This is a genomic window from Acinetobacter sp. AR_0276 (assembly GCF_003000705.1).
GTDB lineage: Bacteria > Pseudomonadota > Gammaproteobacteria > Pseudomonadales > Moraxellaceae > Acinetobacter > Acinetobacter nosocomialis.
This window is the reverse complement of sequence record NZ_PSQO01000004.1, coordinates 2766282-2779877: the sequence shown is the minus strand read 5'-3', so window position 1 is coordinate 2779877 and position 13596 is coordinate 2766282. Positions and strand designations below refer to the sequence as shown.

Genomic DNA, 13596 nt, shown 5'->3' with positions numbered 1-13596 from the left:
TCGCAGAGAAAGGATAACACTGCATGCATATTGCAATCATTGGCGCGGGCATAAGTGGATTAATGTCTGCGCTGGAGTTGGTTGAACACGGCTGTACCATCAGCATTTTTGATCAACAACAAGCGGGACAAGCAGCCTCTTGGGCTGGTGGAGGTATCCTCTCTCCGATGTACCCGTGGCGCTATGTGCATGCAGTGAACCAACTCGCTCAATTTGGTAAAGCCTCTTATCAAGCATGGAACCAAAAGCTCTACCCTATTACAGGGATTGATTTTGAAATTCATGACACAGGCATGCTGATTTTTGATGAAGAAGATTTTGACGTCGGGCTTTCCTACGCCGAGCAGCATCAAGAACCGATGCAGCGCTGTGAATATCTACAAAGAGATGCCCTAGAGCAAGTCAATCCGCATATCTCCGATCAGTTTCAAGAAGCGATTTATTTTCCTGAACTGTCTAATATTCGTAATCCGCGTGTATTACAGTCCCTGATTCGCTATTTAAAGCAACATCCAAATGTTGAGTTTTTTGAACACACTCCGGTTAAAAAACTGATTCAACAAGGTGATGTGATACAAGCGCTCCAAACCGAAGATGGTCGCAAACATACAGCAGACCATTTTGTAATAACTTCAGGCGCTTGGAGCCATTACTGGAACTCTCAATTACAACTCGAAATTCCAGTCGAACCTGTGCAAGGTCAAATGCTGTTATTTAAAACCCCTGCTCACTGGCTACCGACCATGTGTATGAATCGAGTCATGTATTTGATTCCACGTATGGACGGTCATATCGTGTGTGGGTCAAGTATGGCACATCGTGGTTTTGACACCTCTACCGACGAAACGACTCAGCACAATATTTTAGAAGCATGTTTAGAAATGGTGCCTGAACTGGCCGATTTCCCGATTGTACATCGCTGGGCAGGCCTCAGACCAAGTTCACCAAACGGTGTTCCATACATTGGCAAAATGCCTGAAATGGACAACCTCTGGGCAAACTTTGGTCATTTTAGAAATGGTTTGTGTATGGGCGCAGGTTCTGCACAATTGCTTCGTCAGCTTATGCTAGGTCAACCAACATTAGTTGATGCCAAAGCATATTCACCAGAGCGTTTGCAAAATAAAATATTAGCCTGAGGCGAGTATATTCTCTAAAGCCATTTTTAATTGAGGATAAGCAAACTCAAATCCTTCAGCTTGTAAGGCAGCAGGTTTAACGTATTGCCCATTCAAAATCAATTGCGACTGCTCTCCTAACAAACAGCGGAAAACTGTGCTCGGCGCTGACAACATTGGTTTCTTATTTAAAACTTGTGCAGCTTGATCAACAAAAGCTTGTTGGGTCACATTTTCTGGCGCTACCACATTATGAATTTGAGCGGATTGAGGATGCTGAAATATAAACTCGATGGCATTTAACACATCTTCAATATGTACCCAAACCACAGGCTGGCGCCCGTGACCAATTTGACCGACTAAATTAAGTCGTATAGGAAATAACATTTTAGGCAAGATACCACCACCCTGCCCGAACACTACGCCTAAACGAATAATTTTAGTATTTTGCTGAGCGTCTGCTAACGCTGCGCGCTCCCACTCTTGGCAAAGCTCGGACATAAAAATAGGCTGTGGCGAGCTTTGTTCAGTGCACACCTCTGTCCACTTTTCTTGAGCATCTATGCCGTAATAACCAATGGCAGAGCCAGAGACAATCACTTCGGGAAAAATTTGAGATTGCTTGAGCCACGCATAAAGTTTTCGGGTTGTATTCACACGGCTTTCAATGAGTTGTTTTTTACGTGACTCGGTCCAGCGTTTCTCACCAATATTTGCACCCGCCAAATTCACTACATAATCAATTTTATGGGTTGAGATATCTTCGAACTTTTGCACCCACTGCAAGGCAGGATGGTCAGATTCCTTTCCAGCCTGCCGTGTCACCGCAATCACGTTATAATTTTTTTGTAATAGGAACTTAATTAAATGCGTTCCAATAAAGCCACTGGCACCAGTAATTAATACATTCTTATTCATATTTCCTCCTAAGCTGAGGATTCAAGTTTTATTTTATTGTATAAGACTCATTTATATTTAATCGTATGAGTTTTCGTAGTGATCTATTGCACATTAAACATTTTGTCTGCCATACGCTGTGCCTGTTTGCCATAAAACCAGTAAGTAATTAAATACAACGGAATAGCCAACATTAAAATCATAATGACCATAATACTTAAGAACTGAGGCTGCTTGAGGTAAAGCATAAAGTTTTGCAAAATCTCAGGGTCTTTTCTGGCAAATAAAAACAGACCGAACAAAACACCACACAAGTTATAGCCCCAAAATATGAGGGTAAAGCCTAAAGTAAATTTCTTTTTTTCTGGTACAGTCGGTGCACGGCGTTCTTTCTTTAAAAATCTAAATAAGACAAAAATCATTGCGCCTAAATATGGAACGGCTGTTAAAATACCGCCTACACTCGCTGGTAATAGTGCTGCAATCACACCGACAATTAAGGTAAGCACGATGCACAAAGCAAAAAACCAGAGAAAGTAAGAGCGTAATTTGGTCATATTTTTGCCTAATTTATGGGTTCAAAAAATAATTATAAATTTTTTTCGATTTTTTTTCATTTTTCTGTCAACCAATCCTGATCTCTTGACGTTATATAGGGTAACAAGGTCGCAGCAACCGAATACTTCCTTTGCACGGCATCCGCAAAATTGTTTCGGTGACCTTTCATTACGACTCTTTCTTCCTTCGGATTAGGTTTTGTTAGCAGCCGAAACCCTTGATGAAGTCTTTGACCGACGATTCTCTCATCACTCGAATCGTCGGTTTTTATTTTCTAGCACTTTCATTTATTTTACGCTCACCATACACAATAGTGCTTTCGTGGCTATAAAGGCTATGCGTATACTTTTTACACCATAAAAATACGATTTAAATAATATGAACAATATTGCCTATTTCGAAATCCAGTCTTCAAACCCTGCCCGCGATGCGCAGTTTTATCAAGCTGTGTTTGGCTGGCAATTTAAACTCGATGAAAGCTTACCTATTGAATATTACCGCATAGAGACACCTTCAATTATGGGTGGTCTATTAAAACGCCCTGCTCAAACACCGCCAATGGAATATGGCACCAATGCATTTACTTGTTCGGTTCAGGTGGAAAATTTCGATGAGATAGCTGCAAAAATTTTAGCGCAAGGTGGTATTGTCGCAATGGATAAATTCGCTATTCCGGGCCGCGCTTGGCATGGCTATTTTGTCGATTTAGACCACAACGTTTTTGGTATTTTCCAAGTCGATGAAAATGCAGCTTAAAGATTTTATTTAACAACTCTAATTTATTTTTAATGTATAGCCACCGCTTTTTATCGGTGGCTATTTTATTTTAATTATTCAACAAAGCTAAAGCTGGCTTCACATGTAATTGGAAAATTTACCGAGTTGGCAATCATACATTCGTGATGTGCTTCTTCATGTAGTTTTGCTGCAAGCTCTGGGTCAGCACCTTTTTCTAACACAACCTCAGGCCTTAAAATAATTTGGGTAAAGTGACCACGTTTGACCGGATCTGTATCTTCCATAAACCCAAGTGCATGGTCAACATAACTCACAACGTGAATATGATTGACTGCACAAAGGTGTAAATACCAAAGCTTATGACAAGCTGAAGCTGACGCGACCAATAAATCTTCCGGGTTCCATCTGGTCACATCGCCTAAATAGGCAGGGTCTGATGAACCTTGAATAGTAGCCTTTTGAGGATGCTGAATACTAAAGTCTCGTTTATAAGAACGATAAGATGAAGTGCCTGTACCCGTATTGCCTTCCCACTGTATTTTTACTTCGTATTTATGAATAGCCATTTTGTTCTCAAAGTTCATGGTTTGACCTGATAGTAACAAAGCAAAGCTTAAAGGGACAAAATAATTCAGGTTTCATTGCTGGCTTAAATAACGAGCACTTTAAAATGTCTTGATAAAATCTCCTGCCAATTTATGCTAACGTATCTGTGTTTATTTTGGCTTGATGTCTGTTTCTATGTCCGTACATTTTCTACATACTTCTGACTGGCATTTGGGGCAGTTTTTTTATAATCACTCACGACATTACGAACACCAACAATTTTTAAGCTGGTTGCTCACTCAAATTCAAGAAAAACAACCTCATGCCCTGCTTATTGCTGGCGATATTTTTGATGTCATTAACCCGGGTTCTCAGGCACAAAAACAACTCTACCAATTTTTAGCAGATGCACATCGTATTGCACCGCACATGCAAACACTCATGATTGCGGGTAACCATGACTCAGGCTACCGTATTGAACAAGTCGAACCGCTTTTAGAAAAATACAATGCAAAAACCGTGGGCGTAGTTCGCTGGAATGAAGATAAAACCCTAGATCTCGACCGACTACTTTTACCTATTTATAATCAAAATCAAGATATTGTGGCGTGGTGCCTGGCCCTGCCTTTTTTACGCTCGGCTGAAATTACGGGCTTTAACGAACATACCACCAATAGCAAAAACGCAATTGCCTATTTGCACCAGCAACTCATTGCCGAAGCCAAACGTCGTAAGACACCGGACCAAGCGCTTATTTTGATGTCACATGCCCATATGCAAGGTGGCGAGACATCCGACTCTGAACGCCCCATTATTATTGGTAATGAAGAGGCACTTTCAACGACGTTATTTGAAGATGCGGTCGACTATGTGGCTTTAGGGCACTTACACAAACCACAAAAAGTAGGCCAGCCGCACATTCGTTATAGCGGCTCACCCATTCCACTTTCTTTCAGTGAAATTAACTATAAGCATCAAGTGGTTGAGGTCAAAATTGACCCTTCTCAAGAGACAGATAGCCGTTTGCAATTTGAAGCTATCGAAATTCCGCGCTGCATACAATTGCACCGCATTCGTGGTGAGCTAAACGAAGTACTGCAACAACTCAAAGCCTTACCACACGGCGTGATTGAAAATATTGACCACCGTGAATATGTCGATATTGAATATTATAGTTTAACGCCGCCACAGCCGAATTTACGTCAGCAGTTTGAAGCAGCTCTACCACCTGACCGCTATCGTTTAGTGCGTATTTCACGTCAATATGTAAATAAAGACACGACTGATTCAAATACTACCCAGCATATTGCACTTGAACCGCCAACACCAGAAAAACTCTTTCAAAACATCTGGGAAAAACAAGGTTACAGTGCCGATGATGCGGTCTTAAAAGATTTTCTGAGCCTAGTACAAGAAGCACAAAAACATCTTGAAAATGATGCAAGCCATTAAGGATATGTCATGAAAATTTTATCCATTCGAATAAAAAATCTGGCATCGCTTGCTGATGAACATTTTATTGATTTTGAAAGCGCACCTCTGGCCCATGCAGGTCTTATTGCAATTGTGGGGAAAACTGGCGCAGGTAAATCGACCATTTTAGACGCGATGTGTCTAGCCTTATTTAATCGGGTTCCACGTCTAAAAGACAGCGATGGTAAGTTAAAAGATGTCGATGGTTCCGAGTTACTGACCAATTCGCCTTTAACCGTCTTACGCCGTGGTACAGGGCATGGTTTTGCTGAGCTTTGCTTTATTGCACAAGATCAAAAACGTTATTTGGCTCGTTGGGAAATTAAACGTGCACGTGAAAACCCAAATGGCAAATTACAAAGTGTGCAGCGCCACTTAAAATGCCTAACCGATGGTGTGGTACTTGCTGACAAAGCCAAAGCGGTTGATGAAAAAGTTAAACAAATTACCCAGCTTTCTTTTGAACAGTTTACGCGTGCCGTATTACTTGCCCAGTCCGAAGTGACCGCATTTTTAAAAGCTCGAGACAGCGAACGCGGTGAATTACTTGAGTACCTAACCAACTCCAGTATTTTTGCTAAAATTGGTGAACTGGCTTTTCGTAAAACAGCCGATATTGCAAAGCAGCGTAAACAGTTGGAAGAATTTTTAGGTCACATTGAAATTTTGTCTGATGAAGAGATTGCTGCATTTACCGAGCAATACCAGCAAGCTGAACAAAACTATCAACAGTTAGAACAACAAAAACATGTCTTAGACAAACAGCAACAATGGTTTGAACGCAAAGCAAAACTTGAACAAGAAGTTCAAGCGAAACAGCAACAGTTTCAAACTCAGCAAAATCACCATCAACAATTGACTAGTGAGCGTGAGCAATTAAAACGTCTCGAAGTTTTCTCTGAAATACGCCCACAAGTTTTTCAGCAAGCTCAAAATTTACAAACACTACAACAACTTGAGCCACAAATTCAGCAAGCTCAAACCAAGTTTAATGACCTGCTACAAATTTTTGAAACGGAACAAAAACAATATCAATTTGCAGAACAACAACTCAAACAAACCCTCGATTTTGAGCAACAGCATCAACATGCTTTAAATCAAGTTCGACAGTCCATTCAAGAACGTGCTTTTATTGCCGATGAATATAAAAAGTGCAAAGAAAAAAGGCAGGTACTTGAGCAAAAACTAAGCCCACTGCAACAACAGCAAAACGCTGTACAACAGCAGATTGCACAGCTTGAGCAGAACAAAATTCATTTACAGCAGCAGCTGATCCAGACTCAGCAATATGCTGTATTAGATAAGGGCCTCTCAGCACATCTACATCAGCTTGGGCAATTTATTCAAAATTACCAAACAATTGAACAACAGATTGGAAACCCTAGCCTTGCTCGCCAAAAGCTATCGGAAGCTAAAAGTGAACTCGAACAACTCACAGCTTCACTAGGCACCGTTGAACAGATTGAGTTAAAGCTTGAACAACAGCGAAAAGATAAAGATCAGAAACTTGCTCAAGTCACGCAGTTAGATCTGATTCAACAGAAAATAAAAATTTATCATGAGCTATATACTGAGCTTCAGCAATTCACTGAAAAACATACTCAAGCCTCCGCGCAAGAGCAGCAGCTTAAAACCGTTTGCCAGTTAGCTGAACAAGACTACCAAACAGCAAAAACTGAACGTGAAAAACTACAACACATCCTACAACAGCAGCGTTTACTACACACCGAAAATATTGAGCAGTTACGGGCCAATCTTAAAGAAGGTGAAGCGTGTTTAGTCTGTGGAAGTACCCATCACCCCTACCGTATTGATGACAGTGCAGTCTCTAAAGCTTTATTCGACTTGCAGCAACAGCAAGAGCAACAAGCTATTGCACTCGAGCAAACTAAGTTTAATACATGGCAAACCCAGCAACATGCACTTACTCAGTGCCGTGCCGAGCTTGAGCAAGTTCAGAAATACTTAACTCAACTGCAAGTAAAACAAACGCACTTACAGCAAGAACTTGAGCAAGGGTTTAACCTCAATCAATTACACATTGAGCTTAATCAAGCACCTGAACAAATCTTGCAAACGCTTAACGAACTCAGACAAGCGACACAAACTGCCATAAGTTCATTTGACTCAGAAAACGTACGTTTAACCCAAGCCATTAAACAACACAATCAGCTTGTTCAAACGATTCAGCGTAATGAAAGCTTGCTCAATACGGCACAGCAATGGCAACAACAAGTTCAACATATTGTCGAGTGTTTGTCGGAAACCGAACAGCAGGCATGGCAGCAAGCAAGTAGCCAAACAGCTAAGCAGACTTGGGCTATTCTGGATGCACGTGCTAAGCAACTTGAACAACAAGAACAGTTTTCACAGCGTTTTGAACAACAGCAGCAAGAACTTAAAATGTTGACTGCTAGTCTTGAACAAATGGTCAAGCAAATTGATGAGATCGATCAAAACCTCCAAGAGATTACGCTTAAAGGTCAACAAAATAATGAAAAAGCAGTATCGCTCATTCAGCAAATGACGGGCCGCACAGACATTAAACCGCATGAATGGTTAATTGAGCATGATGCTAAACGTCAGCACCAACAAACAGCGTATCATGAGGCTAAACAGCGTTTCGAACAAACCAGACAACACTTTGAACAGCAAAAACAGGTGCTCGATCAACTTAAACATCAGTATCAACACACTGCACAACATCAACAGCAAATTGATGGGCAAATTCAAAACTGGTTAAAAGCCCATACTGATTTTCAGGCATCTGATCTTACGGCGCTCATACAGATTAATTCTGCACAAGAGCAAGACATTCGTAACCGTCTTAATCATGCCGAGCGTTTATTAAGTGAAGCCTCTTCTGCCCTTAAAACGATGCAAGAGCAATTAAGCGAGCACTTACAAACTCAGCCAGATATTGAATATGAAAAACTCGTTATACTCATTCAAGACAATATTGCAAAGCTCAAAGCACAGCTTGAAGTACGTGACGGGCTAAAGCTGAAACTTGAATTACATCAGCAAAACCTTGCCAAACAGCAAAAATACGCTGAGCAAATTCAAAATATTCAGCAAGAAGAACACCGCTGGAGTAAAATTTCAGGCTTGATCGGTGATGCCAAAGGTAAAGAGTTCCGCGACTACGCTCAGCAATATCACCTAGATATTTTAGTTGAACATGCCAACCAACAACTGGCGATGCTTTCTCAGCGTTATACGCTAAAACGCCTAGATCAGTCCTTAAGCCTTGCCATTATTGACCACGATATGGATGGAGAAACCCGCTCAGTCGCTTCTTTATCTGGGGGGGAGTCATTCTTAACTGCACTGGCCTTGTCTTTAGCAATTGCCAATATGGCGTCGGGTTCAATGAAAATTGAATCACTGTTTATTGATGAAGGCTTTGGTACTTTAGATGCTTCTTCTTTGCACATGGTGATGAATGCTTTGGACCAACTGCAAAATCAGGGACGTCAGGTCATTCTCATCTCACACATTCAAGAAATGCATGAACGTATTCCAGTACAAATTCAGGTGAAACCACTTGGCGCTGGCGCGAGCACTATTGAAGTCGTAGGTTAATTTAATCTAGGTAGTTATCTTAAATTTGATTGAATCTTATATAACAAAGGGGGCGTATGAATTACGCCCCCTCTTTTATTGTATGGTCTTGTACTAATTTTTTATTTTTTAAACATCAAAAAATTAATTCACGCAGAGTACGACAATTGCGAAACCAATACAGTACAGACCGAATAAATGCCAGCGTCCATGTTCTAACCATGAAGACAACCATTTTAATGCTAAAAGCCCAGCACCAAAGCTAAAGCACATCCCTAATAAGCTTGGAACTATCGAATGGAATACTTGTCCATGAGCTACGGTTTGTAAGCCTTGAGCGTGAACTAAACGATATAATTCTTTTAGAATTACTGCTGGCGTTAATACCACAGCCAATGCAAAACTGAACTCTTCAGCTTTTTGGCGAGATACCCCTAAAAATAATCCTGTAGAAATTGTAGCGCCAGAACGTGAAAAGCCACGGAAAGGTAAACATAACGCCTGTACTGCCCCAATAATAGAAGCACTACGCAAACTGATTTCACCTGATTGTCCGCGATCTAAACGCGAAGATAAAATAATCAGGACACCTGCCGAAATCAGTGCAGCTGCCATTAATTTTGAGTTACTAAACAAATGCTCAATTTCGAAACTGCTCGCGCCGCCGAAGAATACATGTTTAATAATAGATTGGAGCGCTAAACCGAGTACACCAGTAATTAGGGTTGCTAAAATAATATAGAAAGCTTGTTTTTTAAAACTTTCCCAAGAAGAAAAATAAGTCTTTTTCCAAGATTTGCAAAAGTAAACGATCACGGCAAACATCGTACCTGTGTGCAACATCACAAGTAAGAAGGTCATGTCAGGTGCAGATGGATCATACCCCATTAACTTTTCAGCTAAAATAACGTGTGCGGAACTAGAAACCGGCAATAATTCAGCAAAGCCCTGAATAATTGCCAGAATGAAAACATGCAACAAATCCATACATTACACACTCAAATATTAAAATATCTGGTTTATAAATGAGGAAAATTAAATTTAAATTAACCGATTACAGTTTCGCCACAAAATATTTAACTAAACCTTAAAGTTATTTTTTTACAACAGGATCACGTTTTCCAAACAAAGCAGTTCCCACACGTACCATGGTTGAACCAGCGGCAATTGCGGCTTCTAAATCACTCGACATTCCCATACTCAATGTATCCCAGTCTTCTGGATGAGCATGTTGGTCTTTTACCGCATCAAATAATTTTTTGGCATCTACAAAAGCAGCTGTATTGTCAGGTGCCGGAATCACCATTAAGCCACGCAGCTTGATTTTCGGTAGTTGACTCATTTGAGCAACCAACTCGGCAACCTCTTCCGGTGCGCAGCCATCTTTAGTGTCTTGCCCATCAATATTGACTTGCAAACAAATATTAAGTGCAGCTTGGTCATCACCACGTTGGTTAGATAGGCGTTCGGCAATAATTAAACGATCTACCCCATGAACCCAATCAAACTTCTCGGCCAAATGCTTAGTTTTATTACGCTGAACATGACCAATGAAATGCCATTCAATATCCAAATCCTGTAAAGCATCAATTTTATCTAAAGCTTCTTGCAAATAATTTTCGCCGAATGCTCTTTGTCCTGCTGCATACATTTCACGCAATCTTTCACTCGGATGAGTTTTCGACACGGCTAAAAGTTGCACAGTTTCAGGCGCACGCTGAGCAAGTTCACAAGCTGTTCTGATTTGCTGTAATACGTGCTGTCGCGCATCTTGCAGGTAATTCATTGACAAGGTTCTCATTTTCAAAAAACTTTTTTGCTTTTCACCTAAAGCGAGGTGTTGGTAAGCCTCGGTGAAAGCCGTATATTATTCTACAAAATAATGACATATTTTGATTTACTTGGGGAAATTATGGATATTACAGAGCTACTCGCCTTCTCTGTGAAAAATGGCGCATCCGATTTACATCTTTCTGCTGGCATGCCACCAATGATTCGAGTTGACGGTGAAGTTCGTCGTATTAACTTACCAGCCTTAGAACATAAAGATGTCCACCGTCTTGTTTACGACATCATGAATGATAAACAGCGCCGTGACTATGAAGAAAAACTCGAAACTGACTTTTCTTTTGAAGTACCTAATGTTGCGCGTTTCCGTGTGAATGCATTTAACCAAAACCGTGGTGCTGGTGCAGTATTTCGTACCATTCCATCTAAAGTCCTCACCATGGAAGATTTAGGCTTAGGTCAAATCTTTAAAGATATTTGCGACTATCCTCGCGGGATTGTACTGGTCACAGGTCCAACAGGTTCGGGTAAATCAACTACGCTTGCAGCAATGCTCGATTATATTAATGAAAACCGCTATGACCATATTTTAACGGTGGAAGATCCAATCGAATTTGTACATCAGTCCAAGAAATGTCTGATTAACCAACGTGAAGTGCATCGTGATACACATGGCTTTAATGAAGCCCTTCGCTCAGCACTACGTGAAGACCCAGATATTATTTTAGTCGGTGAGATGCGTGACCTTGAAACGATTCGATTAGCACTTACTGCTGCCGAAACAGGTCACTTGGTATTTGGTACGCTTCACACCACATCGGCTGCAAAAACCATTGACCGTGTGATTGACGTATTCCCTGCCGAAGAAAAAGACATGGTTCGTGCCATGCTGTCTGAATCTTTACAGGCAGTTATTTCACAGACCCTACTTAAAAAGAACGGTGGTGGTCGTGTTGCGGCACATGAAATTATGATTGGTATTCCGACTATTCGTAACTTAATTCGTGAAAACAAAGTCGCACAAATGTACTCAGCTATTCAGACTGGTGCTAACCATGGTATGACGACCCTCGACCAAAGCCTAAAAGGTTTGGTTTCACGTGGTGTAATTAGTCCACAAACAGCCCGTACAGCGGCGAAACAGCCTGAATCATTCCTATAAAAATAACAAAACAGCGAGAATACAATTATGGATTTTAATGACTTGCTCAACCTGATGGTTGAAAAAAAATCATCCGATCTGTTTATTACAGATGGTGTTGCACCATCGATGAAGATTAACGGGCAAATTGTTCCAATTTCAAAAAATAGCCTTTCAGGTGAAGTGATTGGACAGCTCTTACATTCCATCATGAGTGAAAAACAACGTAAAGAATTTGCAGAGACTCGTGAATGTAACTTTGCCATCATGAACCGCGATAAAACGGCGCGTTTTCGTGTCAGTGCTTTTCAGCAACGTGACATGCCGGGTATGGTACTACGTCGAATTGAAACGAAAATTCCTTCAATTGATGACTTACAGTTGCCGACTGTGCTTAAAGATTTATCGATGACCAAACGCGGCATTATTATTTTCGTAGGTGCAACAGGTACAGGTAAATCGACTTCATTGGCTTCAATGATCAGCCATCGTAACCATAACTCTAAAGGCCATATCATTACCATTGAGGACCCGATTGAGTTTATTCACGAACATGCAGGCTGCATCATTACTCAACGTGAAGTCGGTATTGATACAGACTCATTTGAAATTGCTTTAAAAAATACGTTACGACAAGCGCCAGATGTCATCTTAATTGGTGAAATCCGTTCTCGCGAAGTCTTGGACTACGCAATTGGCTTTGCTGAAACAGGACACCTTGTATTAGCTACAATGCACGCCAACAACGCCAACCAAGCACTCGACCGTATTATTCACTTTTTCGAAAGTGACCGTCATAGCCAGCTTTACATGGACTTGTCTCTTAACTTAAAAGCCATGATTGCACAGCAGCTTATTCCAACACCAGATGGTAATTCACGCCGTGCAGCGATTGAGATCTTAATTAACTCACCATTAATTTCAGACTATATCCGTAAAGGTGAAATTCATGAAATTAAGGACTTGATGAAACGCTCACGTGAGCTTGGTATGCAGACCTTTGACCAAGCTTTATTCGACTTATATAAAGCAGGCCAAATTACTTATAAAGATGCGCTTAAACATGCCGACTCACCAAACGATTTACGTTTAACGATTAAGCTTGCAAATGAAGGGCCTGATCAAATAACAGACGAAAAACAGCATTTAACTTTTGATCGTCAGTAATTTCTTCATAAAAAAAGGAAGGTTAAACGTAACCTTCCTTTTTTATTTGTTTTCTTTGTGTGAAAACGATTATTTCTTGCGCAATGCATCCTGACATTCTGGTTCATTACAGTAACCATAGAGATTTAATGAGTGACCCGTTAAGGTAAACCCATGTTGTTCTGCTACAGAATGCTGTTCTTTCTCGATAACATCATTAGTAAATTCAATAACTTTGTTGCAGTTTTGGCAAACCAAGTGATCATGGTGGTCTTCTTGCATAATTTCGAAAACAGAATGATTATTTTCAAAATGATGACGTTGAATAATACCCGCAGCTTCAAATTGTGTTAACACACGGTAAACTGTCGCAAGTCCGACATCTTCCCCTTGCTCTAACAAAGTCTTGTAAATATCTTCAGCGCTAAGATGATGTTGTTTTGAATTTTCTAATAATTCCAAAATCTTAATTCGTGGAAGGGTAACTTTAAGTCCAGCTTTGCGCAAATCTTGATTGGAAATAGGCATGAAAAAAGGTCTCTCAACAAATCTCAAGTTGGAATAGGCAATAGAATTTATATGAAGTATGATCTATCCTTTGATCAAATGCATCATAATTTATTGGGA

12 protein-coding genes are annotated in these 13596 nt (G+C 40.5%); 6 read left to right on the top strand and 6 right to left on the bottom strand.

Translation table 11 applies throughout. From position 1 onward, the window contains the following. Positions 1–23: 23 nt before the first annotated feature. Positions 24–1139: an NAD(P)/FAD-dependent oxidoreductase gene (locus tag CSB87_RS14180; RefSeq protein ID WP_004888353.1), complete on the top strand. Its 1116-nt coding sequence runs from the start codon at positions 24–26 to the stop codon at positions 1137–1139. Here the strand turns inward: CSB87_RS14180 and CSB87_RS14175 are convergent. Further along, positions 1131–2036, bottom strand: a complete 906-nt coding sequence (locus tag CSB87_RS14175; RefSeq protein ID WP_004888354.1) for a TIGR01777 family oxidoreductase — start codon at positions 2034–2036, stop codon at positions 1131–1133. The two genes, CSB87_RS14180 and CSB87_RS14175, sit on opposite strands and share 9 nt — an antisense overlap. An 83-nt stretch (positions 2037–2119) precedes the next feature. Continuing rightward, positions 2120–2572 carry an ABZJ_00895 family protein gene (locus CSB87_RS14170; RefSeq protein WP_004888356.1) on the bottom strand — a complete coding sequence of 151 codons (453 nt, stop codon included), beginning with the start codon at positions 2570–2572 and terminating at the stop codon, positions 2120–2122. Positions 2573–2951: 379 nt separating this feature from the next. On the opposite strand from CSB87_RS14170, the gene CSB87_RS14165 reads away from it, so the two are divergent. Beyond that, positions 2952–3329: a VOC family protein gene (locus tag CSB87_RS14165; protein ID WP_004641669.1), complete on the top strand. Its 378-nt coding sequence runs from the start codon at positions 2952–2954 to the stop codon at positions 3327–3329. Between the two features lie 74 nt (positions 3330–3403). Here the strand turns inward: CSB87_RS14165 and CSB87_RS14160 are convergent, their stop codons facing one another. Further along, on the bottom strand, positions 3404–3877 hold the full coding sequence (locus CSB87_RS14160; RefSeq protein WP_023188451.1) for an OsmC family protein: 474 nt from the start codon (positions 3875–3877) through the stop codon (positions 3404–3406). A 163-nt stretch (positions 3878–4040) separates the two neighbouring features. Here CSB87_RS14160 and CSB87_RS14155 point away from each other — a divergent pair, with 163 nt between their 5' ends. Further along, entirely contained in the window at positions 4041–5309 is a 1269-nt protein-coding gene (locus CSB87_RS14155) for an exonuclease SbcCD subunit D (RefSeq protein WP_004888360.1), read from the top strand. 9 nt (positions 5310–5318) lie between these two features. Beyond that, positions 5319–8915, top strand: a complete 3597-nt coding sequence (locus CSB87_RS14150) for an AAA family ATPase (protein WP_004888363.1) — start codon at positions 5319–5321, stop codon at positions 8913–8915. Positions 8916–9038: 123 nt separating this feature from the next. On the opposite strand, the gene CSB87_RS14145 is transcribed toward CSB87_RS14150, so the two are convergent. After that, positions 9039–9881, bottom strand: coding sequence for an undecaprenyl-diphosphate phosphatase (locus tag CSB87_RS14145; protein ID WP_004888364.1), 843 nt, complete (start codon positions 9879–9881; stop codon positions 9039–9041). Positions 9882–9987: 106 nt separating this feature from the next. Next, complete coding sequence (locus CSB87_RS14140) at positions 9988–10680, bottom strand: YggS family pyridoxal phosphate-dependent enzyme (RefSeq protein WP_004888366.1); 693 nt, start codon at positions 10678–10680, stop codon at positions 9988–9990. 126 nt (positions 10681–10806) lie between these two features. Between CSB87_RS14140 and CSB87_RS14135 the strand changes: the two genes are divergently transcribed. After that, positions 10807–11844 (top strand): type IV pilus twitching motility protein PilT, encoded by a 1038-nt coding sequence (locus CSB87_RS14135; protein WP_106105082.1) that lies wholly within the window; start codon positions 10807–10809, stop codon positions 11842–11844. Between the two features lie 27 nt (positions 11845–11871). Then, the gene (locus CSB87_RS14130) at positions 11872–12990 is read left to right on the top strand and encodes a PilT/PilU family type 4a pilus ATPase (protein WP_031952361.1); all 1119 of its coding nucleotides are present in this window, start codon (positions 11872–11874) and stop codon (positions 12988–12990) included. Between the two features lie 69 nt (positions 12991–13059). On the opposite strand, the gene fur is transcribed toward CSB87_RS14130, so the two are convergent. Continuing rightward, on the bottom strand, positions 13060–13497 hold the full coding sequence (fur, locus tag CSB87_RS14125; protein ID WP_002052029.1) for a ferric iron uptake transcriptional regulator: 438 nt from the start codon (positions 13495–13497) through the stop codon (positions 13060–13062). Positions 13498–13596 lie beyond the last annotated feature (99 nt).

Coding starts and splice junctions, on each gene's coding strand:
- fur (WP_002052029.1), bottom strand. CDS start 13,497: ATGCCTATTTCCAATCAAGATTTGCGCAAAGCTGGACTTAAAGTTACC.
- CSB87_RS14155 (WP_004888360.1), top strand. CDS start 4,041: ATGTCTGTTTCTATGTCCGTACATTTTCTACATACTTCTGACTGGCAT.
- CSB87_RS14145 (WP_004888364.1), bottom strand. CDS start 9,881: ATGGATTTGTTGCATGTTTTCATTCTGGCAATTATTCAGGGCTTTGCT.
- CSB87_RS14160 (WP_023188451.1), bottom strand. CDS start 3,877: ATGGCTATTCATAAATACGAAGTAAAAATACAGTGGGAAGGCAATACG.
- CSB87_RS14180 (WP_004888353.1), top strand. CDS start 24: ATGCATATTGCAATCATTGGCGCGGGCATAAGTGGATTAATGTCTGCG.
- CSB87_RS14165 (WP_004641669.1), top strand. CDS start 2,952: ATGAACAATATTGCCTATTTCGAAATCCAGTCTTCAAACCCTGCCCGC.
- CSB87_RS14150 (WP_004888363.1), top strand. CDS start 5,319: ATGAAAATTTTATCCATTCGAATAAAAAATCTGGCATCGCTTGCTGAT.
- CSB87_RS14175 (WP_004888354.1), bottom strand. CDS start 2,036: ATGAATAAGAATGTATTAATTACTGGTGCCAGTGGCTTTATTGGAACG.
- CSB87_RS14135 (WP_106105082.1), top strand. CDS start 10,807: ATGGATATTACAGAGCTACTCGCCTTCTCTGTGAAAAATGGCGCATCC.
- CSB87_RS14130 (WP_031952361.1), top strand. CDS start 11,872: ATGGATTTTAATGACTTGCTCAACCTGATGGTTGAAAAAAAATCATCC.
- CSB87_RS14170 (WP_004888356.1), bottom strand. CDS start 2,572: ATGACCAAATTACGCTCTTACTTTCTCTGGTTTTTTGCTTTGTGCATC.
- CSB87_RS14140 (WP_004888366.1), bottom strand. CDS start 10,680: ATGAATTACCTGCAAGATGCGCGACAGCACGTATTACAGCAAATCAGA.